The following is a 23,400-nucleotide window of genomic DNA, read 5'->3' on the forward strand; positions in this document are numbered from 1 at the left end:
TTTCTCCTGTTTCCTGTTGTATTTTGTGGGAGAAGGGATCATTAGTTTCCTAACAAAGCATCCAAGCTTGCTTGGTCTTCAACGTTAGCTAGCTGAGCTGTTTTATCGATTTTTTTGACAAAGCCTGATAGGACCTTACCCGGACCAATTTCAATAAAGTGGGTTACCCCAGCATCCTGCATCACAGCAATACTTTCATAAAAACGAACAGGTTCTTTGACCTGACGCGTCAAAAGCTCTTGGATTCGATCTTTTTCCATAACAGCAGCTTCCGTATTGCCGACTAGTGGGCAAGTAAAGTCAGAGAAACTCACTCCCTCCAGAGCTCCAGCTAGTTGCTGACTGGCTGGCTCTAAAAGTGCTGTATGGAAAGGACCAGATACATTTAAAGGAATCAATCGTTTTGCTCCTGCTTCCTGCAAGAGTTCAACTGCGCGGTCAACTGCAGCCACCTCACCACCGATAACGATTTGGCTTGGGGTGTTGTAGTTAGCTGGAGTGACTATACCGACTTCAGAAGCAGTTTTACAAGCTTCCTCTATCACATCTACTGGAGTATTGAGGACGGCTACCATCTTCCCAGAGCCTGCGGGTGCTGCCTCTTCCATATAAGCTCCACGCTTAGCAACCAAGGCAACTGCCTCTTCAAAGTCCAAGGCTCCGCTAGCTACTAAAGCAGAATATTCCCCAAGAGACAATCCTGCTACCATATCCGGCTGATAACCCTTTTCTTTCAATAGTCGGTAGATAGAAACCGAAGTCGCTAAAATAGCTGGCTGCGTATAACGAGTCTGGTTTATCTTGGCTTCTTCCTTATCAATCAAGTCACGTAGGTCATAACCCAAAACCTGACTGGCTTGATCAATGGTTTCCTTGACGATAGGGTAGCGATCATAGAGATCACGCCCCATTCCTAGATACTGAGCACCTTGACCTGCAAATAGAAAGGCTGTTTTAGTCATTTCTTACAACTCCTGCCCAACGAGAGGCTTCTTCTTGAATTTTTTTGGCTGCACCATAGTATAGATCTTTTAGGATTTCTTCGACAGTTTCCTCTTTAGAAACCAAACCAGCGATCTGACCTGCCATGACGGATCCACCTTCTACATCTCCATGAACAACGGCTTTAGCAAGAGCACCAGCTCCCATTTGCTCAAAGATTTCTAAATCTGGATCTTCTTGTTTAAAGGCATCCTTTTCAGCCTGTTCAAAGTCACGTGTCAACTGATTTTTAATGGCGCGAACAGCATGTCCAAAATGTTGAGCTGAAATAGTCGTATCGATATCACGCGCTTTTAAGATTTTTTCCTTGTATTTTGGATGGGCGTTAGATTCCTTGGCTACTACAAAACGCGTACCAACTTGAACAGCCTCTGCACCAAGCAAAAAGCCTGCAGCGACACCTTCACCGTCGGCAATTCCTCCAGCTGCGATAACCGGAATTGAAACGGCTGCAGCAACTTGGCGAACCAAGGTCATGGTTGTTAATTTACCAATATGTCCACCGGCTTCCATTCCCTCTGCAATAACTGCATCTGCACCAATTTTTTCCATGCGTTTTGCCAAAGCAACACTTGGAACAACAGGAATAACTGTAATTCCTGCATCATGGAAACGAGTCATGTATTTACTTGGATTTCCTGCACCAGTTGTAACCACCTTGACCCCTTCTTCAATCACGAGATCAACGATGTCTTCTACAAAAGGAGACAAGAGCATGATGTTGACACCAAAAGGTTTGTCCGTAAGTGATTTGATTTTATCGATATTAGCCTTTACGACCTCTTTAGGTGCATTCCCACCACCGATGATTCCTAGACCACCAGCTTTTGATACTGCACCAGCCAAGTCACCGTCTGCAACCCAGGCCATTCCTCCTTGAAAAATAGGATAATCAATGTTCAATAATTCTGTAATACGTGTTTTCATAGTGCCTCCATCATTCCTTGCTTACGTAATAGTTCGACGAGTTTATCATTTGAGTTTCAAACTATTACCTAAACAAGAGGGAGTGGGTTTCCCCTACTCCTTCTAGTAATATGTTAATTATTTTGTTTGCTCTTCAACGTAGGCAACCAAGTCACCAACTGTTTTCAAATTATCTTCTGCTTCGATTTGGATATCAAAAGCATCTTCGATTTCAGAGATTACTTGGAACAAGTCCAATGAATCTGCATCCAAATCATCAAAAGTAGACTCAAGTGTTACTTCTGATGCGTCTTTCCCAAGTTCTTCAACGATAATTTCTTGTACTTTTTCAAATACTGCCATGATAGGACTCCTTTAAAATATAAAAAATTTATAACTATGTGTTTACCACATGATTACCTAGATTGTAAGAATGAGTGTGCCCCATGTCAAACCTCCTCCGAAGCCTGATAGGAGAATCGTCTGGCTATCATCTAAACGAATCATACCATTCTCCACACACTCTGAGAGCAAAATCGGGATACTTGCTGCACTGGTATTCCCATACTCCATCATATTGGCTGGAAGTTTGTCTCGGTCAACGCCGATCTTCTTAGCCATCTTATCCAAAATGCGGATATTTGCCTGATGAAGCAAGAGATAATCCAATTCCGATGCTGCGATTGGACCATTTTCAATGGTTTCTTTGATCGATCTAGCAACATCACGATTTGCAAAATCAAAAACTGCTCGTCCATCCATTTTCAAAAAAGCAGGAACTGCTTCTTGATCCGAGAAAGGAGAAGCCAAAGCCGTTTGACCATAGGTCAAACACTCGCTCCGAGAGCCATCCGTATAGAGACTTTCCACAAGGAAGTGACGTGTTTCGCTCGCTTCCAAGAGAACCCCACCAGCGCCATCCCCAAAGAGAACAGCTGTCGAACGATCTGACCAATCAACTGCCTTGGATAAGGTCTCAGCCCCGATAACAATCCCTTTTTTGAACTGTCCAGAACTTAAAAACTTTTCTGCAGTTGAGAGAGCGAATACAAAGCCACTGCAAGCTGCTGTCAGATCAAAGGCGAAAGCTCTATGCGATCCGATATTTGCCTGAACTCGAGCTGCTGTGGAAGGCATCATCGAGTCTGGAGTAATCGTCGCTACAATAATAAAATCAATCTGATCCGCTGTTAAGCTCCCTTTAGCCAACAAGCTCTTAGCTACTTCTGTCGCCAAATCACTTGTAGACTCTGTTTTTGAGATATGTCTCTGTTTAATTCCTGTCCGACTTGAAATCCACTCATCGCTTGTGTCCATTATTTGGGCTAAGTCATGATTAGTGACCACTTGCTCTGGAACATAATGAGCAACCTGGCTTATTTTTGCAAAAGCCATTATTTCAAATCCTCCAAAAATTGATAAAGGTTCGTTAAGCCTCTGCCCATGACTTCTTTTTCCTCAGGGCTCATGCCATCGATGATTTTTTCGACCATAGCCTTGTGGAATCGTTTATGAAGACGGTGAACCAAACGACCTTGCTTTGTCAAATGCAGATAGACCACTCGACGGTCTTGGTCAGAACGAATACGCTCAATATAACCTTTTCTCTCCAGGTTATTCAAACTCGTCGTCACTGTCCCAAGAGTTACCATCAGTTCTTTTGAAACCTTACTTGGCGTTGCCTCCGGGAACTTCCCAATCACATCAATCGTGTGCATTTCTTTGATGGAGATGTCTTTGAATCGACTACCTCGTAAGCTAACCTCCTCGATCACAAGGACATTATTAAAAATAGATGTTAGATAATCATTTACTTGTTGGTAGTCCAAATCGTTTCCCTCCCTCTAAAAAACTTTCACAATCAAAGCATTTGATAGAAAAAGTATAACAAACTTCAAAAAATTATGCAAGTATTTTTTTATTTTCCTGAAAATTTTGGTCTTCTTCTTTCAGAATGCGCTCGAACTCCTTCTTTAAAATCTTCAGTTAAAGATAACGATTCTTGTAATTCCAATTCTAATTCAGCATAATTCTGCCAATCCTTAAATTGACTTTCCCAAACTAGCTTTTTAATCGCTGCGTATGAGTTTGCTGAACCTCTTCTTAATTTTTTCAAAACTTGTTCTCTTGTTTTTTCTAATTTGTCAACTTCACAAACACGGTATACCACGCCCCATTCTAGCGCTTTTTCAGCAGTCAAGGCTTCTCCTGTCATGGCAAGTTGTGCAGCTCGTGTTACCCCGATGCTACGACTCAAAAGATGAATCCCACCAGCGTCTGGCGCCAAGCCAACTCCGACAAAGGCTTGAATGAATTTTGCCTTATCAGTCGCCAAACAAAAATCAACTGCTACTGCCATATTTGCTGCGGCACCAGCAACCGCTCCATCTACCTCCATCAAAACAGGTTTATGAATTTGCTTGATTTTAAAAGAAATTGTATTGACTAACTCTGCAATCTTATTCAAAGAAGGGATATCATCTTCGTCTACTGCTCGTTTCATCTCAACCAAGTCTCCCCCAACTGAAAAGACCTTCCCATTAGCATTAATCAAGATGAACTGCACAGTTTGATCCTGCTCCGCTAGAGTCAAAGCTTCTAAAATTTCCTCACACATTGGGATATGGAAACCATTTGCCACTTCGGGACGATTCAAAGTAATGATAGCCAGATCATCTACGATCTGATATAAGATATGATTCATAGCTTCTCCTTTTCTTTTATAAGGTAATAAAATTGTTTTATCATCAAAGTATACCTTTTTTTGAATAAAGAGGCAAGGAAAAACTAAAGGAAAGTGTCTCAGCTGATTATTCACCCATCATTTATGAGTGTGAGTAAAATTTGACACTCTTACTTTTAAACTGTTATTGCTTTTCAGAATAAGTTAGTGTTTTCTTCTATTATAATAGGAAGTTATTTTCGTCATTGAAAAATGCCCCTCTTTCTGCTATAATCGTATAAAATACTTACTTGAGGAGTCCTTATGAAGGTTGTAAAATTTGGTGGAAGCTCGCTTGCCTCTGCAGGTCAGTTAGAAAAAGTTTTAAACATCGTTAAAAGTGATAAAGAGCGCCGTTTTGTAGTCGTTTCTGCACCAGGTAAACGCAATGCTGAAGATACCAAGGTAACTGATGCCTTGATCAAATACTATCGCGACTATGTGGCTGGAAATGACATCAGTGCTAGCCAAAGTTGGATCATTGACCGCTATGCGGCAATGGTGAGTGAACTAGGGTTAAAACCTGCTGTTTTAGAAAAAATCTCTAAAAGTATTCGGGCCTTGGCAACTCTTCCTATAGAGGATAATGAATTTCTCTATGATACCTTCCTAGCGGCTGGAGAAAATAACAATGCCAAATTGATTGCAGCCTACTTTAACCAAAACGGTATCGATGCACGCTATGTTCACCCAAGAGAAGCTGGAATTGTTGTCACAAGTGAACCTGGAAACGCACGTATCATTCCATCTAGTTATGACAAGATTGAAGGCTTGGCTGATAGCACCGAAGTCCTTGTCATCCCTGGTTTCTTTGGTGTGACTAAGGAAAATCAAATCTGTACTTTTTCACGTGGAGGTTCAGATATCACAGGTTCTATCATTGCAGCAGGTGTTAAGGCTGATCTCTATGAGAACTTTACAGACGTAGATGGTATCTTTGCTGCCCATCCTGGTATTATCCACCAACCACACTCCATTCCTGAATTAACCTACCGTGAAATGCGTGAGTTGGCTTACGCTGGATTTTCAGTTCTTCATGACGAAGCCCTTCTACCCGCTTACCGCGGAAAAATTCCTCTTGTCATCAAGAATACCAACAACCCTGACCACCCAGGAACACGCATTGTTTTAGAACACAGTAGTGATAAATTCCCAGTAGTAGGAATTGCGGGTGACTCAGGATTCGTCAGCATCAACATGTCAAAATACCTCATGAACCGTGAAGTCGGGTTTGGTCGCAAGGTTCTGCAAATCCTTGAGGATCTCAATATCGGTTGGGAACACATGCCTACAGGTATCGACGATCTTTCAATCATCCTCCGCTCCCGTGAATTGACTCCTATCAAAGAAGAAGAAATTCTACGTCAACTCGTTCAAAAAGCTAAAGTGGACCATGCTGAAATCGAACACGACCTTTCAATCATTATGATTGTCGGAGAAAAGATGAAGAGCCATATCGGGGTAACTGCTACTGCAACACGTGCTCTATCTGAAAACAAGATCAACATCCAGATGATGTCCCAAGGCTCAAGTGAAGTTTCCATCATGTTTGTTGTCAATAAAGAGCAAGAAAAGGCAGCTATCAAGGCTCTCTATCATGCCTTTTTCGATGAAAGTAAGGAAGATTAATCATGGCCCAATCACTCAATCAAGTCATTGACCTCCAAACTACTGGGACATCTTACCTCTCTATCTCTGGAAAAGTTGGAAAATTTTTAGTTGGGGATCAAGCCTTAGAGTTTTATCCTGATGTCAATGTCGAACAATATATCCAAATCCCCTGGTCCAGCGTCAATCAAATCGGAGCTAACGTAAGTGGTCGCAAGATCAGCCGCCACTTTGAAGTCTTCACTGATCAAGGAAAATTCCTCTTTGCTTCAAAAGACTCTGGAGCTATCCTCAAAATCGCTCGGGAAAAATTAGGAAACGACAAGGTTGTGAAACTTCCGACTCTACTCCAGACCATTGGACAAAAACTTAAAAATCTATTTGCAAAAAAGTAGAAACTTTAGTATAATCATAGCAACGGATAAGTAAGTTATCTCCTTCTTTCAGAAAGTCTGCGGGTGCTGCGAGCAGATAGGAGGGATAGGTGAAATTCTACCGTTGTTCACAATTACATATATAATCAAGTGCACACCTGTGAAGTTGGATGGAACCGTGGCCCTGCCACTCCAACACTTTGTCAGGTGTGCTTTTTTCATAAAGGAGTTCTTATGTTAGATATTAAACGTATTCGCACAGATTTTGATGCTGTCGCTGAAAAATTAGCTACACGTGGTGTAGATGCTGCTATCTTAAATGAGATGAAAGAAATCGATGCTAAACGTCGTGACATCTTGGTCAAGGTTGAAACGCTCAAAGCAGAACGTAACACAGTTTCTGCTGAGATTGCCCAAGCTAAGCGCAACAAGGAAAATGCCGATGACAAGATTGCTGCAATGCAAACCCTATCTGCTGAAGTCAAAGCCTTGGATGCTGAATTGGCGGATATCGATGCTAAATTAACAGAATTTACCACTACTCTTCCAAACATCCCTGCCGACAGCGTTCCTGTTGGGGCTGATGAAGATGACAATGTGGAAGTTCGCCGTTGGGGGACTCCGCGCGAGTTTGACTTCAAGCCAAAAGCTCACTGGGATCTTGGTGAAGACCTTGGTATCCTTGACTGGGAACGTGGCGGTAAAGTAACGGGCGCTCGTTTCCTCTTCTATAAAGGACTTGGGGCTCGTTTGGAACGTGCTATCTACAACTTCATGTTGGATGAGCATGGTAAAGAAGGCTATACGGAAGTTATCACACCTTACATTGTTAACCATGACTCTATGTTTGGTACTGGTCAATATCCAAAATTCAAGGAAGATACTTTTGAATTGAAAGACACTAATTATGTCCTCATTCCTACAGCTGAAGTGCCTCTTACAAACTACTACCGTGATGAAATCCTTGACGGTAAAGATCTACCAATCTACTTTACCGCTATGAGTCCATCATTCCGTTCTGAAGCTGGTTCTGCTGGTCGTGATACACGTGGCTTGATTCGTTTGCACCAATTCCACAAGGTTGAAATGGTCAAATTTGCCAAACCAGAAGAATCTTATGAGGAATTGGAAAAAATGACAGCCAACGCTGAAAATATTCTTCAAAAACTCAACCTTCCATACCGTGTCGTTGCCCTCTCTACTGGGGACATGGGCTTCTCAGCTGCTAAGACTTACGACTTGGAAGTTTGGATTCCAGCCCAAAATACCTATCGTGAAATCTCAAGTTGTTCAAATACAGAAGATTTCCAAGCTCGTCGTGCCCAAATCCGTTACCGTGATGAAGCCGATGGCAAGGTGAAACTCCTTCACACTTTGAACGGTTCTGGACTTGCAGTTGGACGTACAGTGGCTGCCATTCTTGAAAACTACCAAAATGAAGATGGTTCTGTAACTATTCCAGAAGCACTTCGTCCATATATGGGTGGAGCTGAAGTTATCAAACCATAAAAATAAGGCCTAGCTATTTCTAGCTAGACCTTTTTTCGTAACCAAATCAGATAAGCACCCAAGACAAAGAATAAAATAGTTAGGCAAATAACGGTTTCAGCCAATACCAGATAATCCAGAAATGGAAGTTTCAAAATCCCCTGAGCCATCTTGAGCGAAGTAGCTGTGATAATGGTTGGGAAGGTTAGGGCTGAGAAGGCTGGTTGAAATCCTTGTTTTAAAATATTGGGCAGGCGAGTTAAAACAAAGAAAAAGAAGGATTGAGATGCCAAAATCATGACAATCAAGAGCCAAGTCGGTAGGCTTGCTCCTCCAACTCGAACTAGGGAAGCCAGGAGTAGAGAAAAGGGAGCACAGTAGATTCCTTCCTGTCCAAGTAAGGCTAGTGGGAGTGGATCTTTCTTTAAATCCCTATAAATAAGGGGATAGAGATAGAAGGTCAAGACAAAACCAAAACTCAAGGTCGCATAGGCAATTTCAATGATTCCGACAAGAGGATAGGTCAAGGCTGCTACTGCTATTCCCACATAGAGTACCGTCCAACTTGGAGTCGCATTGACCCTCCGACCCGGACAGGCAAATTTGATGGTAAAAGTAGTAATCAAAGCCAAATCCAAGAGAAATGAAAACCACCAGATTCCTTGTGCTAGCAAAGGAAGAGCAGGGAATACGCGAAAGACATAGGTCGATAAAATCATCCCAGCCATAGGAAAAGTGGCCATCCCAGATAAAAGAGGGGGCCTGGTCAATTCTTGCTTGGTTTCTCCCCAATTAAAAAGATGAAGAATCAGAAAGAAAATCCACAACACTAGACCAATCAGACTTAATAAATGTGACAGAACTGGCCAAGTATCTGCAATCAGATTTCCTGCACCTGCTAAACCTAATAAACAGCCAGAGAATACTAAGGGGAGCTTTTTCATCCGAGCCTCCAATAATCATGTTATTATTAGTATAGCATAAAAGCGCTTAAAATAGCATAGAAAAATGAAGACTGGATTGCTCAGTCTTCATTTTTTCTTTCTGATTCCAACTAGGCATAGGGTTGCAATTCTGGATTAATGGGTGTATTGGCTAGGTTGTTGGCATAATTGCAAAGGCTGGCTAGGCTGACACCCAGAACCACATCCAAGGCATTTTGCTGGGTATAACCGACTTCTAAAAATTCACTAAGCGCTTCATCACCTACACGACCCTTGGTGTTGATGACTGCCAAGGTAAACTTGGCTAGGGTATCTAGTTTTGGGTCTGTCTCGATTGGAGTACGGTTGCGGAGGGCTTGGAGAAGATCATCATTCATCTGGATTTGTTTGATTGAAAAGGCAGTATGGCCAGCCACGCAGAAAGCACAACCATTGGTTACTGCAGCTGTGATTTGCACTACTTCACGCTCTACTGGTGTCAGGCTGTTGCGACGGTTGATGGCTCCGACAGTTCGGTAGGCTTCAAGCGCGGTAGGTGCATTAGCCAAAAGACCGATTAGGTTGGGAATATAGCCATTGTTGTCTTTTTGTACTGTTTCAAGAACTTTTTTCACTTCTGCTGGTGCTGATTCTACTGTGTGGATGGTAAATGTTGTCATAAGAAACCTCTTTTCATTTTATTGTCATTTAGTCTATCATAGAATTTCCCCCTTGGAAAATATATATTTTCAATCGCCTTGATAAGAAATGTCTATGAAATGAAAAAATCACACCAAAAGTGTGATTGGGTTAGTGTTTAAAATACTTTTTAGTCTCAGCAATAACGACTGGTGACAAGACTAAGAGGGCAATCAAGTTTGGTAGAGCCATCAAGGCATTGACGATGTCTGCGATAATCCAGACCATGTCCAACTCGATAAAACCTCCCAACAAGACCATGAGCACAAAGACTACACGATAGAGCCAGATAAAGCGGACACCAAAGAGAAACTCAAAACAGCGCTCTCCGTAATAGTTCCAACCGAGAATCGTCGTAAAGGCAAAGAGTACAAGGAAGATGGTCAAGAGGGCAGGTCCAAAATGTGAAAAAACTGTTGAGAAGGCTGACTGGGTCAAGGCAACTCCATTCAAATCACCACTCCAAACTCCAGTTACCAAGATTGTTAAACCAGTCAACGTACATATAATGAGGGTATCAATAAAGGTTCCTGTCATGGAAATCAAGCCTTGCTCGACAGGCTCATTAGTCTTAGCTGCAGCCGCCGCAATGGGAGCAGAACCAAGACCAGATTCGTTAGAGAAGACTCCCCGCGCTACACCATTTTGGATAGCCATCCGAATACTAGCACCTGCAAAACCACCTACCGCAGCAGCTGGACTAAAGGCTGAAGTAAAGATGAGTGCAAGCGTAGCTGGGATTTTCTCGATATTAAAGAGAATAACTGTAAGAGTTCCCAGAATATAGACAATAGCCATAAATGGAACAACTGCTGTCGAAACTTTTGATATGGATTTGAGGCCACCAAAGACGGCAATCCCTACAAAAATGGATAAAATCAGAGCCGTGATAGCTGGATCAACTTGGGCTGTATTTTGAATGGATTCTGTAATCGAATTGACTTGGGTAAAGGTACCAATCCCTAGAAGGGCTACCAATACACCCGCTAGGGCAAAGAAGATAGCAAGTGGACGCCACTTTTCTCCCATCCCCAAAAGGATGTAATGCATGGGGCCTCCAGCTACAGCTCCATTTGCATCCTTTGTGCGGTATTTGATGGCCAGCAAGCCTTCGGCATACTTGGTCGCCATCCCAAAAAAGGCTGCCATCCACATCCAAAAGAGGGCCCCTGGTCCTCCAACCTTGATGGCAGTCGCGACCCCGATGATATTTCCCGTACCAACGGTGGCGGCTAGAGCCGTACACAGAGCAGCAAAGCTCGACACGTCACCATGTCCCTTGTCCTTGGTAAAGATCAACTGAAAGGCCTTAGGGAGACGAGCCACCTGCAAAAGGCCTAGTCGGATGGTCAAATAGATACCTGTTCCGACCAATAAGATCAAGAGGGGAGGCCCCCAAACGAAAGCATCAAGCGCTTTAAGCAATTCTAACATTTCCTACTCCTATCTTTCAACCCCAAAAGAAAGAGCACATGCAAGATACATGTACTCTGGAATGCTTAGATAAATACCCAAAACGGTCTATCTTAGCTCTGTCCTTTTACCTGAGAGTTTGAGCAGTTGCCTGCCTTGCCCCTTCGGTGCCTTCACGGTCTCTCCAGAGTTCCGTCCATTTACAGTCATGGAAAACAAACCTTTCTCCACTTCTATTAAACTTCGTTCGGTGTTGGTATTTAATTTTTTATTATTTTACAAGAAAAGTCAGCTTCTGTCAATATATTCTATGAAAATTTTTGGCTTTTCATTTCTTTTTCATAAAGAGCGAATCCTTCTTCTCTCTATCCTTTAAAGGTCACAATGGTTGCGCCACTGCCTCCAGCATTTTGTGGAGCATAGCCAAAACTCTTGACATGCTTGTTTCTTTGCAGGTATTTGGTGACGCCCTCACGGATGACTCCTGTTCCGATACCATGGATAATGTCTACCTGCGCCATGTTATTGAGCAGGGCTTGGTCGATAAAGGCGTCTAACTCATTCATAGCCTCTTCGTATCGTTTGCCTCGGAGATCCAGTCTCGCTTGCGGACCACGACCAGAAGCACGTTTGACGACATTGACTTGTTTTTTCTTGACTGGGGCTTCTTGTTGGGCCTGAACAAGGTCAAATTCTTTCTCTTCCAAGGTCATCTTGATCAAACCGACTTGGGCTTCCCAACGGCCGTCCTTAAGCTGATTGGTCAAGGTTCCACGCTGACCATAACTGAGAACAATGATATCATCCCCAACCTTTGGAGCTCGGTTTTTCTTGGCTTTTTGAAGGACCTTGTTTTTAGACAAGTCGACTTTTTCAGGAGCCAGTTTTTTCAGCTCAGCCTTGGCTTCAATGATTTCGTGGGGTTTGAGTTGAGACTTGCTGTGAAGATTCTTGAGAATCTGGTCACTCTCACTTAGAGCAAGTTCCACAATCTCAGCAGCCTGTTCACGCGCTTTGTTGAGCTCAGTTTCCTTTTCACGATTAAGCTCATTGTAGAGTTTTTTGAGTGCCCGGTTCATCTTGAGGTTTTCTTGCTCCACCTCACGGATATTGTCCAAGCGTTTGCGACTTTCAAGCGTTTGCTCTTCCAATTGTTCAATGATACGGTTGACATCATTATCTTGGTTGACCTGCTGACTGGCATCCCCGACGATGACATCTGACAGTCCTAGGCGTTTGGCAATTTCAAAGGCATTGCTTCGACCAGGAACTCCCTGCATAAAGCGATAGGTCGGACGCAGGCTGGCTGTATCAAACTCCATGCTTGCATTTTGCACAAAGGCTGTTTCGATACCGTAGGCCTTGAGTTCTGGATAGTGGGTCGTCGCCATGGTCTTGACCTGACGTAGACGAAGATCCTCCAGAATAGCCATAGCAAGGGCGGCTCCCTCTTGAGGATCTGTACCAGCCCCCAACTCATCCAAGAGTAAGAGTGAATGTTGGTTGACCTTGCCAAGAATATCTACGATATTGGTCATGTGGCTGGAGAAGGTAGACAAGCTTTGTTCGATAGACTGCTCATCCCCGATATCTGCGAAGATTTCCTCAAAAACACCGACACGGCTCCCCTTATCAGCTAAAATGGGCAAGCCTGACTGGGCCATGAGTTGAGTCAAGCCCAGGGTTTTGAGCATGATGGTCTTCCCACCAGTATTGGGACCTGTAATGACAATGGCCGTTAATTCCTTACCGAAGTGCACATCGTTTGCGACAGCATTTTTGACCAAAGGATGGCGAACATGAAGAAGTTGAATCTCCTGATTCTCTGAAAGTTGAGGAACAACTGCTTGTCTTTCTTGGATGAAACGCACCTTGGCACGAATCAAGTCTAAATGGCCGATAATCCAAGCGTCATTAGCAATCTCAGCAGCATGAGGACGGACCCGTTCTGATAGTTCCTGCAGGATGCGAATCATCTCATAGCGTTCGTCAGCTCGCAAACTAGCGATTTCTTCGCTCAGCTTGACCACCTCCCGTGGCTCGATATAGACCGTGTTTCCACTAGCAGAAATATCATGGACAACACCTGCAATCTTATTGCGATAGGTGTTCTTGACTGGTAAGACTTGACGGCCATTTCGGCTAGCGATTATGCCTTCCGTCAACATCTGCGCTTTTTGCTTGAGCAAGTCTTGTAAGACATCTCGAACTTGACTCTCGCTATCATGGATTTTCCGACGGATGCGTGCTAGCTCTTCACTGGCAAAATTCTCGATAAATCCTGCATCATTTAGGGCTTGGAGACTGCCTTGCAAGTGTGGGAAATCATGTAGTTTTTCAAACCATCTCGCCAACTGCTCCAAGCGTACGTTTTCGAGATTGGTATAAAAGCCTTGCAACTCTCTGCTAGCCAGCAAGACCCGTTTGAGGAGCAGGAACTCCTCAATATTGAGGTCCGCCCCCATCTCCAGACGCTTGCAAACAGCTGATATCTCACGCGTCGCTAGGATGGTAAAGTGAGGTTGCTCCACAAATAGGGCTTGCATTTCCTCCATCTCTGTAAAGGCTTGTTTGATCTTATCCACCTTGGCAGTTGGGGCCAAGCCTTTTAGCTCCTCTAGTCCTTGTTCTGTCAGGAGATGAGGTTCAAACAAGGCCTTGATTTTATTAAATTCTAAGGTTTCTAGTATTTTTGTATTCATATTCTTTCCTTGTATGCTGGTTTACAAGATTATAGCAACTAGGGGTTTTGACTTAGTCGTCCAATCTGTAAACAAAGGGCTAGGAAAAATCCCGCCCTTTTTATCCGATTAAATTTGTCACCCAGAGTTGTTTGATAAGGTTTGTCGTAAAAGGGACACTTTGGATGATATGTTTGGCTACTGTACTTTTTTCGAGTGAATTTTGAATGACTGCCAGAGGCACTGTTGCAAGAATGGTTAGAGCCATTTGCAAGACAAATAAAGTTACCAATAGAGACAAAATGCCTGATCCGATACGCAACCATTTGACATCGAGCTTTTTAGTTGGAATCAAGTGCAGGAACAAACCGATAAAACGTCCGATACTATAACAAATTCCGAAAACTAAAAGGTAGGCTAGGCCTGCATAAAAGACCTTGTCTAGGTGAAACAGCTGGTCTGAAGGGAAGAAAAAGGTGCCCTGTCCTTCCTGAGGATTGGCATAAGGGACAAGCAAGTGGAAATGGTCGCCCAGTGATTTATAAAACTGTCCCGCAACAAAGGCTGAAATCACTGCAACGAGGAAATAATAAACTTGCAGGACCAAACCTCTACGGTAGCCGATGTAAAAGCCCCAAGCAAGAACCAATAAGAGTAGGATTGAAATCATAGGGAATCCTCAATCTTGCTCTGTTCTTGTTTGACAGCAATTAACTTGTGGCGGAGTTCTAACAACTCTTGCTCCTTGTCATCAAATTCAATTTCACGATTGAGTTGTGTAGACAGACAGTTGACCGCCAAAAGAAGCGCAATGGTTTCATCATCCGCCCCAGGCATTTGTTCTTTAATTGCTTGGTATTTTTCAGTCGCAACCTTGGCAATTTCCTCCATAAAGAGGTTGTCATGCTCGGTTGTCAAGGTTAATGTCTTTTTCCCGAATGTAAACTTATATCGATTTAGATTTGCCATAAAATTCACCTCACGATATTATACCAAATTTCGCTAACTTTGTCAGTTTTTACCAATTCTCCCGCTTTTGTGGTACAATAGAGACTATGGCAAGTATCACACTCACACCAAGTGAACAGGAAATTCAGAGCTTTTTAAGTCAGTATCAGAAGGCTCTCAGTCCTAGTAAAAATCCTTATATTCGCTATTTTTTGAGACTGCCTCAGGCAACGGTTTCTATCTATACTTCTGGAAAAGTCCTCCTACAGGGCGAAGCTGCTGAGCAATACGCCACTTTCTTTGGTTATCAAGTTCAACAAGAAAACAGTGGACAAGATGTTTCTATGATTGGGACTGATGAGGTGGGAAATGGTTCCTACTTTGGTGGTCTGGCTGTCGTGGCTTCCTTTGTGACACCGGACCAGCATGATTTCTTGCGAAAACTCGGGGTGGGGGATTCTAAGACTCTGACAGATCAAAAGATTCGTCAGCTTGCTCCTATTCTCAAGGAAAAAATCCAGCACCAAGCGCTCCTCCTTTCACCGAGCAAGTACAACGAAGTTATCGGAGAGCGTTACAATGCTGTTTCTGTAAAGGTGGCCCTTCACAACCAGGCTATTTTTCTCCTTCTCCAAAAAGGAGTCCAGCCAGAGAAAATCGTGATTGATGCTTTTACAAGTCCTAAAAACTATGACAAGTACTTGGCGCAAGAAGCCAACCGTTTTCCAAATAAGATCACTTTGGAAGAGAAAGCTGAGGGCAAATACCTGGCTGTTGCGGTTAGCTCCATCATCGCGCGGGATCTCTTCCTCGAAAACTTGGAAAATCTTGGACGAGAACTAGGCTACCAACTGCCAAGTGGCGCTGGAACTGCATCTGATAAGGTTGCTAGTAAAATCCTTCAGGCCTATGGCATGAAAGGACTTCATTTCTGTGCCAAACTTCACTTTAAAAACACTGAAAAAGCCAAAGCACTTCTAGAAAGGTAAATTATGAATTCGTTTAAAATATTTCTAAAAGAATGGGGAGTTTTCTTCCTGATTATCGCACTGGTAGCTCTTAGCCGTATCTTTCTTTGGAGCAATGTCCGTGTAGAAGGACACTCTATGGACCCTACCCTAGCAGACGGAGAAGTTCTCTTCGTTGTTAAACACCTCCCAATTGACCGCTTCGACATTGTGGTTGCGCATGAAGAAGAAGGAAATAAAGACATTGTCAAAAGGGTCATCGGTATGCCCGGAGATACCATCCGCTATGAAAATGACAAACTCTTTATCAACGATAAAGAAACGGATGAACCCTACCTAGCTGAATACCTCAACTTGTTCAAAACAGAAAAGTTGCAAAATACCTATACTGGCAAAGGATTTGAAGGCAATAAGGGAGTTTACTTTAGAGAACTTGCTCAAAAAGCACAAGCTTTTACGGTCGATGTCAATTCCAACACTAGCTTCAGCTTTACTGTCCCTCAAGGCGAGTACCTTCTCCTTGGTGATGATCGTCTAGTCTCTAGCGACAGCCGCCATGTTGGTACCTTCAAGGCCAGCGAAATCAAAGGCGAAGCAAAATTCCGTTTCTGGCCACTTAACCGTATCGGAACATTTTAAGATGACGAAGAGGCCGAGAATGCTAAGTCTCAGTCTCTTTTTCTATTGTGAGAATAAACCTTTTCGTCATCTAGCTTTTCAAAGTGGCCAAGAGACCAATTCTCACGAACTCATGTAAAGGAAACCTATGGAAGTTTATTTTTCAGGCACCATTGAACGCATTATTTTTGAAAATCCCAGTAATTTTTATCGTATTCTCCTCCTAGATATCGAAGATACCAATGCGGAGGACTTTGACGATTTTGAAATCATCGTTACAGGAACCATGGCTGACGTGATTGAGGGCGAAGACTATACTTTTTGGGGGCAAATCGTTCAGCACTCCAAGTATGGAGAACAGCTACAGATCAGTCGTTATGAGAGAGCAAAACCCACTAGTAAGGGTCTAGTCAAGTACTTTTCTAGCAGCCATTTCAAGGGAATTGGACTCAAGACTGCCCAGAAAATCGTTGATAGCTACGGTGACAATACCATAGACGAAATTCTGGAGCATCCTGAAAAGCTGGAAGGCATCTCAGGACTCTCTGCCAAAAACCGTGAGGCTTTTCTTTCCACCCTCCGTCTCAACTATGGGACAGAGATGGTTTTGGCAAAACTAGCCAACTACGGCATTCCCAATAAACTAGCCTTTCAGATTCAAGACTTTTACAAGGACGAAACGCTGGATATTGTCGAAAATTATCCCTACCAGCTGGTTGAGGATATCAAGGGCTTGGGCTTTACCATTGCTGACCAACTAGCAGCCGAACTAGGTATCGAAAGCCAAGCTCCCGAGCGCTTCCGCGCTGGCCTTGTCCACAGTCTCTTTCAAGGCTGTATGGATACGGGCGATACCTATATGGAAGCCCGAGATTTGCTGGAACAAACCCTGACTCTCCTCGAATCTTCCCGTCCCGTGGAACTCGATCCCAGCCAAGTCGCTCAGGAATTATCTCATCTAATTGAAGAGGACAAGGTTCAGCAGATTGATACCAAAATCTTTGATAATAGCCTCTTTTTCGCTGAAGAAGGCATCCACAGTCACTTGGTTCGTATCCTTGAAAAAGGAAAACAGAAGAGCCAAGATCTAGAAACCATTCACAAGCATATCGCTACTGTCGAGCAAGAACTGGGGATTCAGTACGATGACATTCAAAAGCAGGCTATCTGCGATGCCATCCAGAACAAGGTCTTTATCCTAACAGGTGGACCTGGTACTGGTAAGACAACTGTTATCAATGGTATCATCGCTGTCTATGCCCTGCTTGAAGGACTCGATCTCAAAAAAAAGAGCAACCTCCCTATTCTTCTCGCTGCACCAACTGGTCGAGCCGCTCGGCGCATGAATGAATTGACAGGATTGTCAAGTGCTACTATACATCGCCATTTGGGGATGACGGGAGACGATGATACCAGTCATCTAGATGATTATCTGGATGCCGATTTTATCATTGTAGATGAGTTTTCCATGGTGGATACTTGGCTAGCCAACCAGCTCTTCTCCAATATCTCCTCAAACAGTAAAATCCTCATCGTGGGAGACAGTGACCAGTTGCCTTCTGTCAGTCCTGGACAAGTCCTGGCTGACCTGCTCCAGATACCCCTGATTCCCCAGACTCGCTTGGAACGGATTTACCGTCAGAGCGAAGAATCAACCATCGTTACCTTGGCAAGTCAGATTCGACAAGGCATCCTGCCAGCTGACTTTACCCAGAAAAAAGCAGACCGCTCCTACTTTGAAATCGCTAGTGGCCATATCCCAGCTACCATTGAGAAAATTCTTGGTGTCGCACTCAGAAGTGGCATTCCGGCTCGCGATATTCAGGTGCTGGCGCCTATGTATCGAGGAACTGCTGGTATTGACGCCATCAACCAACTCATGCAAGACCTGCTCAATCCACCACAAAAAGACCAACTCAGTTTTGAAGCTCCCCAATACTTCTATCGCAAGGGTGGCAAGGTCATTCACCTAGTCAACGATGCCGAAGTCAATGTCTTTAACGGAGACCTAGGCTACATCACAGACCTGATTCCTGGAAAATACACCGAGTCCAAACAAGACGAGATTGTCATTGATTTTGATGGCAATGAGGTCATCTATCCACGCAACGAATGGTACAAGATTCGACTAGCCTATGCCATGAGTATCCATAAGTCTCAGGGAAGTGAGTTTCCTGTTGTCATCCTGCCCATCACCAGTGCTAGCAAGCGCATGCTGGAGCGAAATCTCATCTACACAGCCATTACACGGGCCAAGAGCAAGCTCATCCTTCTTGGTGAATTACAGGCCTTCGACTATGCAGTCAAGCATATCGGGACTGCCCGTAAGACCTATCTGATTGAGCGCTTTAAGGATCTGGTTGAAGCAACTGACCAAACCAGCCCAGCTCCTAGCGAAACAACAAATCAAGAGGATTCTCCTCTATCCTACATCCTCACCGAGGAAAACTGGTCTAGTATTCACGCTATGATTGGGATTACAGATGTCGATCTCAAAGAGATTTTTGGAAAATAGACAAGCAGAAAGCCCACCTAGTCAGGTGGGCTCTTTATCTTTTAAGATTATTTTACTGTTGCAGTGCTTGTGATCAATTCAACAGCTTTTTTAATAGTGATATCGTGTTTCAACATGTCAGCTGAAAGCAAGTTTTGTACTTGTGCAACTTCCATGTTGTAGTCTGCTGCCAATTGCTCGATTTCTTTTTGGATTTCTTGTTCTGAAGCGTCAAATCCTTCAGCTTTCGCAACTGCTTCGATAACAAGGTTAGTCTTCGTACGTGACTCAGCTTCTGCTTCGTATTGTTTGTGAAGGTCTTCTTGAGTAGTTCCAGTGATTTGGAAGTACATGTCAGGGTTGATACCTTGGCGTTGCAAGTTTCCAAGGAATTCATTTACTGAACGGTGAACTTCTTCGTGGATCATTTCTTCTGGAAGTTCTACGATTTCAGCGTTTTCTACAGCTTTATCGATTGCTGCACCTTCAAGGGCATCTTTGTATGCTTCTTCTTTCGCAGCAGTCAATTCTTTGCGGTATTTTTCTTTCAATTCGTCAAGAGTTTCCACTTCTTCGTCGATATCTTTTGCAAGTTCATCATCAAGAGCTGGAACTTCTTTAGCTTTTACTTCGTGGATAGTTGTCACGAATTTAGCTTCTTTACCTGCAAGGTCTTCTGCTTGGTAGTCTTCTGGGAATGTTACGACAACGTCAACAGTTTCGCCAGCTGAGTGTCCAACCAATTGGTCTTCAAAACCAGGGATAAATTGACCTGAACCAAGTCCAAGTGAGAAGTTTTCACCTTTTCCACCGTCAAATTCAACACCGTCGATAGAACCAACGAAGTCAATCACAACAGTGTCGCCATTTTCAGCAGCGCCTTCTTTGATAACCAATTCAGCCAAGTTGTTGCGTTCGCGTTCGATACGTTCTTCAACGTCAGCGTCTGTCACTTCTTTTTCTACATCTACTGATACTTCAAGGTTTTTGTAGTCACCCAATTTCACTTCAGGTTTTGTCACGACTTCAGCTGTGATAACCCAGTCTTGACCTTTTTCCATTGAAGTCACGTCAATTTTTGGTTGTGCAACGACTTCAAGACCAGCTTCTTTTACTGCAGCTTCATAAGCGTTTGGCAAAAGAGCGTTCATTGCATCTTGATAAAGAGCTTCTTCACCAAATTTTTGGTCGAAGATAGGGCGTGGAAGGTGACCTTTACGGAAACCAGGAACGTTAAGAGTTTTCTTTACTGAGTTAAATACACGGTCCAATTCTGGTTTGATTTGGTCTTGAGAGATAGTGAAAGTCAAGACACCACGGTTTGTTTCTTTGTTTTCAAATGATACAGACATTCTGTCATTTCTCCTTAAAATTTTTAATACAGTCCATTATACCATATAATAGCGACTTTTTTCAAGTAATGAATGCGCTTTTCAATAGTGCTAGAGGTACTTGCTTGCTTCCTTGATACTAAGTTCAGCCATTCTCTTCTTATTTTTTTCAATAAAACGTGCTACCCATTCGGGATTGGTTTTAGAGTAGTCTCTTAGAGCCCAGCCGATGGCTTTGTTGATAAAAAATTCTGTCTGGTCCAGATTGTTGAGCAGGATCTTTTCCATCAGTTGGACATTTGTTTTTTCTTTCCTTAACAACTGGTGGTCAATAGCGACTCGCCTCAGCCAGATATTGTCTGAGAGGCTCCATTTTAAAAGCACTTCTTCAAGTTCCGGATGGTTAGCCACCAAACTTCCTACTACTCTATCTAAGATATCTACCGTGTCCCACCAAGACTTGGTCACGACCAGACGCTCAAGCTCAGGCAAATCGTCCTTCGTTAGATAAGACTGCATGGCTTTCAAATAGTTGGCAGCTACATATTGGTATTCTCTAGATTCCTTTTCCCAGCAAGTGTCTACAAAATCCCAATCGATAATCTTTGTTTTTTTCGCGCTTGGAAAATACTTTTTATAGAGGGCATTTCTTTCAGGACCTGCAATCCCTAGAAAGGGAAATTGATGGCGCATATAGGTTTCCATTGGGCCTGCTTTCTCAGGGTCTTTTCCCGCTTCGAGCTCCACAAGTAAATCTGTAAGATTCATCTAAAAATCCTCCTGCCCTACCAAGTGGTGCTGAAAGGCATAGACCGCAGCCTGGGTGCGATCGCTGACCTCAAGCTTGGCTAGGATATTAGACACATGGGTTTTGACCGTCTTTAGGGAGATAAAGAGTTCGTCTGCGATGCGCTGATTTTCATAGCCCTTGGCGATGAGTTGTAGGACATCTCGTTCACGCGCAGTCAGTTCCTCATGAAGCTCTATATGATTGCGGTGGTATTCGACCTTCTTGCTGACCTCTTGTTCAATAGCAAGCTCTCCAGCAGCAACCTTACGAACAGCGTTCAGTAATTCGTCTGCACTTGAAGTCTTGAGCATATAGCCCCTAGCCCCAGCATTTAAGACTGGCATGATTTTTTCATTGTCTAGGTAAGAGGTCACAATCAAAATCTTGGCTTCAGGCCATTCTTTGAGGATGGCTAAGGTTGCATCAATCCCATTCATCTCAGGCATGACGATATCCATGACAATGACATCTGGACGCAATTCCAAGGCCAAGTCAATACCTTGAGCCCCATTGGCAGCTTCGCCCACAACTTCTACATCGTCTTGAAGGTCAAAATAGCTTTTCAAGCCCAATCGGACCATTTCATGGTCATCTACCAGTAAAATTTTCATCTCTACTCCTTTATGATTCCTTGTCTAGAAGGGGAATACGGATATCAACCGCCAGCCCTTGCTTTGGAGCTGTCAAGAGTTGAACCGTACCTGCCATATCTTCTACCCGCTCCTTGATATTTCGCAGTCCATAACTCAAGTCGTCTAAACTCCCCAACTGGAAGCCAATCCCATTATCCACCACCTTCAGCTGCAATTCAACATCTGTCTGATAGAGATAGACATCTAAACAAGATGCCTGGGCATGGCGGAGGGTATTGCTAATCAATTCCTGCAAAATGCGGAAGATATGTTCTTCAATCTTCTTGGGCAATTTAGACACATTCTGCTTGAGACTGACCTTGAGATCGCTCTTGTCCTCAAGCTCTTTTAAGAGGATTTGAATCCCCTCAACCAAACTCTTGTCTTCCAACTCAACTGGTCGCAAATGCAAGAGCAAGACCCGCAGATCTTTCTGGGCTGCCTCTAGGATGGCCGCGACACTTTGCAACTGGGTCTGCATCTTTTCTCTATCCAGCTTCAAAGCCTGCTGGCTGACACCTGATAAAATCATATGGGCTGCAAACAACTCCTGACTAACTGTATCGTGCAAGTCACGTGCTATCCGTTTGCGTTCTTTCTCGATAAGTGCTTCTTCCCTGACCAGGCCTTGATTTTCAGCCTTTTGAACAGCTTCTGTCAAGAGATTGAGCTTGCCAGATAAGGACTTGAAACTGGCATCCAAGTCTGGATCTGCAAAAGAAACCACCTCTTTACCTGCTAACAAGCGCTTGAGATTGACCTGCATTTTTCTGCGTGAAATTTCTTCCATCACCCGCCAAAAAAGAACAAAAAAGAAGGTCATGGAAAGGCTAAAGACCAAGACTAAGAAGATTAACTTTTCTGTTTTCTCAATATCTTGTAGTAAATAGGACCAATCAAGATTAAGAATATCAAGTAGACTATTGGTCAAAAAGAGGATAAAAAGGAGAGAAGTCAGCCCGATTAATAGATAGGATTGCTTTTTCATCCTCTAACCACCTCCACATCTCCAACCATAGTAGTTAGGAAAATCTTGACGCTCTTGTTACTCTTGAGGTAGTCTCTGGTTTCCTGATGATAGTGTTCATTGCGGAGGGATCTCTTAGGCTGATGAAGGAAGGTAAGATCTCCATAGAGGCAGTTGACACTGAGACTGATTTCCACATCTACAGGCACGATAATCCTAGTCGTTCCGACCATCTTTCTAAGGATAATGACATTGTCATGATTGGTTAGGATAACTCTTTCTAGATGAATGGTGTCCTTGCCCATGAGGCGAAAGAGGTTGATATCGTCAAACTGGCAGGTCTGGTGACTAGAGAAATGATGGAGATTGCCAAACCAAGGATTGCGTTCATTTTTTACTGTCACCACCTCTTCAAAAACCAGGTCAGTCTCCTCTTTTTCTTGGTTCATCATTGGGTAAAGAAGAAAGAGACTGTATATGACTGCTACAAAGATAGCTAAAATCACAAAGGGATTAAGCATGACGATGAAAAAGAAGAGTATGGTCGCCACAAGGAGGAAGACGTTGTTGCCCTCTTTACCTGTATAATAGCGCAGTAAGAGTAAAAAGAGGAACAGAATCAGCAGAAAACGCGAAAAATGCTCTGATACCATCAAAATCAGAGCTCCCGTCAACAGACAGGCTTCAATAAATAAAAAGATTTGAAATTTTTTCATAGCTGCATCCTCTCCCTTCTATTTTATCACAATTCAAAAAAGTCACCTCGGTCTGAGGATGGAAAAAGGCAATGGGACAGAAATCGCTCCTACAAGCTAGGTTCTTTCAGCCCAATACCG

The 23,400-nt window shown here is 43.4% G+C and carries 23 protein-coding genes and 1 riboswitch; of the genes, 6 read left to right on the plus strand and 17 right to left on the minus strand.

From position 1 onward, the window contains the following. Positions 1-41 precede the first annotated feature (41 nt). From fabD to SOR_RS07870, 6 genes are all read right to left on the minus strand, one after another. Complete coding sequence (gene fabD, locus SOR_RS07845) at positions 42-962, minus strand: ACP S-malonyltransferase (protein WP_000167644.1); 921 nt, start codon at positions 960-962, stop codon at positions 42-44. Further along, positions 955-1,929: an enoyl-[acyl-carrier-protein] reductase FabK gene (gene fabK / locus SOR_RS07850; RefSeq protein WP_000857449.1), complete on the minus strand. Its 975-nt coding sequence runs from the start codon at positions 1,927-1,929 to the stop codon at positions 955-957. The genes fabD and fabK overlap by 8 nt, the downstream gene beginning before the upstream one ends. A 117-nt stretch (positions 1,930-2,046) precedes the next feature. Next, positions 2,047-2,271, minus strand: coding sequence for an acyl carrier protein (locus SOR_RS07855; protein ID WP_000257840.1), 225 nt, complete (start codon positions 2,269-2,271; stop codon positions 2,047-2,049). Between the two features lie 57 nt (positions 2,272-2,328). Continuing rightward, positions 2,329-3,303 carry a beta-ketoacyl-ACP synthase III gene (locus SOR_RS07860; protein WP_000852973.1) on the minus strand — a complete coding sequence of 325 codons (975 nt, stop codon included), beginning with the start codon at positions 3,301-3,303 and terminating at the stop codon, positions 2,329-2,331. Continuing rightward, complete coding sequence (gene fabT / locus SOR_RS07865) at positions 3,303-3,737, minus strand: fatty acid biosynthesis transcriptional regulator FabT (protein ID WP_000386338.1); 435 nt, start codon at positions 3,735-3,737, stop codon at positions 3,303-3,305. The genes SOR_RS07860 and fabT overlap by 1 nt, the downstream gene beginning before the upstream one ends. A gap of 89 nt (positions 3,738-3,826) precedes the next feature. After that, the gene (locus SOR_RS07870; protein WP_001015592.1) at positions 3,827-4,612 is read right to left on the minus strand and encodes an enoyl-CoA hydratase; all 786 of its coding nucleotides are present in this window, start codon (positions 4,610-4,612) and stop codon (positions 3,827-3,829) included. A 282-nt stretch (positions 4,613-4,894) separates the two neighbouring features. Between SOR_RS07870 and SOR_RS07875 the strand changes: the two genes are divergently transcribed. The 3 genes from SOR_RS07875 to serS all read left to right on the plus strand — a co-directional run bounded on the left by SOR_RS07875 (position 4,895) and on the right by serS (position 8,121). Continuing rightward, on the plus strand, positions 4,895-6,259 hold the full coding sequence (locus tag SOR_RS07875; protein ID WP_000869638.1) for an aspartate kinase: 1,365 nt from the start codon (positions 4,895-4,897) through the stop codon (positions 6,257-6,259). A gap of 2 nt (positions 6,260-6,261) precedes the next feature. Continuing rightward, positions 6,262-6,633 carry a DUF956 family protein gene (locus tag SOR_RS07880; RefSeq protein ID WP_000079382.1) on the plus strand — a complete coding sequence of 124 codons (372 nt, stop codon included), beginning with the start codon at positions 6,262-6,264 and terminating at the stop codon, positions 6,631-6,633. A 213-nt stretch (positions 6,634-6,846) separates the two neighbouring features. Further along, positions 6,847-8,121, plus strand: a complete 1,275-nt coding sequence (gene serS, locus SOR_RS07885) for a serine--tRNA ligase (protein WP_000884216.1) — start codon at positions 6,847-6,849, stop codon at positions 8,119-8,121. 23 nt (positions 8,122-8,144) lie between these two features. Here serS and SOR_RS07890 read toward each other — a convergent pair whose 3' ends face one another. From SOR_RS07890 to zapA, 6 genes are all read right to left on the minus strand, one after another. Then, positions 8,145-9,044 carry a TDT family transporter gene (locus tag SOR_RS07890; RefSeq protein WP_000735947.1) on the minus strand — a complete coding sequence of 300 codons (900 nt, stop codon included), beginning with the start codon at positions 9,042-9,044 and terminating at the stop codon, positions 8,145-8,147. A 110-nt stretch (positions 9,045-9,154) separates the two neighbouring features. Next, positions 9,155-9,703, minus strand: coding sequence for a carboxymuconolactone decarboxylase family protein (locus tag SOR_RS07895; protein ID WP_000206780.1), 549 nt, complete (start codon positions 9,701-9,703; stop codon positions 9,155-9,157). A 130-nt stretch (positions 9,704-9,833) separates the two neighbouring features. Continuing rightward, positions 9,834-11,156, minus strand: coding sequence for an alanine/glycine:cation symporter family protein (locus SOR_RS07900; protein ID WP_000891446.1), 1,323 nt, complete (start codon positions 11,154-11,156; stop codon positions 9,834-9,836). Between the two features lie 88 nt (positions 11,157-11,244). Next, positions 11,245-11,333: riboswitch (glycine riboswitch) on the minus strand. Positions 11,334-11,500: 167 nt separating this feature from the next. Continuing rightward, positions 11,501-13,837, minus strand: a complete 2,337-nt coding sequence (locus SOR_RS07905; RefSeq protein WP_001092923.1) for an endonuclease MutS2 — start codon at positions 13,835-13,837, stop codon at positions 11,501-11,503. Positions 13,838-13,937: 100 nt separating this feature from the next. Then, positions 13,938-14,486: a CvpA family protein gene (locus SOR_RS07910; protein WP_000623536.1), complete on the minus strand. Its 549-nt coding sequence runs from the start codon at positions 14,484-14,486 to the stop codon at positions 13,938-13,940. Then, positions 14,483-14,785: a cell division protein ZapA gene (gene zapA / locus SOR_RS07915; RefSeq protein ID WP_000002028.1), complete on the minus strand. Its 303-nt coding sequence runs from the start codon at positions 14,783-14,785 to the stop codon at positions 14,483-14,485. The genes SOR_RS07910 and zapA overlap by 4 nt, the downstream gene beginning before the upstream one ends. A gap of 86 nt (positions 14,786-14,871) precedes the next feature. Here zapA and rnhC point away from each other — a divergent pair, with 86 nt between their 5' ends. The 3 genes from rnhC to recD2 all read left to right on the plus strand — a co-directional run bounded on the left by rnhC (position 14,872) and on the right by recD2 (position 18,865). Further along, positions 14,872-15,753: a ribonuclease HIII gene (rnhC, locus tag SOR_RS07920; RefSeq protein ID WP_000146902.1), complete on the plus strand. Its 882-nt coding sequence runs from the start codon at positions 14,872-14,874 to the stop codon at positions 15,751-15,753. Between the two features lie 3 nt (positions 15,754-15,756). Beyond that, positions 15,757-16,371, plus strand: coding sequence for a signal peptidase I (lepB, locus tag SOR_RS07925; protein WP_001083983.1), 615 nt, complete (start codon positions 15,757-15,759; stop codon positions 16,369-16,371). A 127-nt stretch (positions 16,372-16,498) separates the two neighbouring features. Next, positions 16,499-18,865, plus strand: coding sequence for an SF1B family DNA helicase RecD2 (gene recD2 / locus SOR_RS07930; RefSeq protein WP_000454461.1), 2,367 nt, complete (start codon positions 16,499-16,501; stop codon positions 18,863-18,865). 47 nt (positions 18,866-18,912) lie between these two features. Here the strand turns inward: recD2 and tig are convergent, their stop codons facing one another. The 5 genes from tig to liaF form a co-directional block, all read right to left on the minus strand. Beyond that, on the minus strand, positions 18,913-20,196 hold the full coding sequence (tig, locus tag SOR_RS07935; protein WP_000116505.1) for a trigger factor: 1,284 nt from the start codon (positions 20,194-20,196) through the stop codon (positions 18,913-18,915). Positions 20,197-20,286: 90 nt separating this feature from the next. Continuing rightward, the gene (locus SOR_RS07940; RefSeq protein ID WP_001054498.1) at positions 20,287-20,943 is read right to left on the minus strand and encodes a DNA alkylation repair protein; all 657 of its coding nucleotides are present in this window, start codon (positions 20,941-20,943) and stop codon (positions 20,287-20,289) included. Beyond that, positions 20,944-21,576, minus strand: a complete 633-nt coding sequence (locus tag SOR_RS07945) for a response regulator transcription factor (protein ID WP_000698406.1) — start codon at positions 21,574-21,576, stop codon at positions 20,944-20,946. It lies immediately after the preceding gene. A 10-nt stretch (positions 21,577-21,586) separates the two neighbouring features. After that, entirely contained in the window at positions 21,587-22,585 is a 999-nt protein-coding gene (locus SOR_RS07950) for an envelope stress sensor histidine kinase LiaS (RefSeq protein ID WP_000744938.1), read from the minus strand. Beyond that, the gene (gene liaF, locus SOR_RS07955) at positions 22,582-23,280 is read right to left on the minus strand and encodes a cell wall-active antibiotics response protein LiaF (protein ID WP_000714483.1); all 699 of its coding nucleotides are present in this window, start codon (positions 23,278-23,280) and stop codon (positions 22,582-22,584) included. Before liaF ends, SOR_RS07950 begins: the two co-directional genes overlap by 4 nt. Positions 23,281-23,400 lie beyond the last annotated feature (120 nt).

It is taken from the genome of Streptococcus oralis Uo5 (assembly GCF_000253155.1).
In the GTDB taxonomy this organism is placed as follows: Bacteria; Bacillota; Bacilli; order Lactobacillales; family Streptococcaceae; genus Streptococcus; species Streptococcus oralis_L.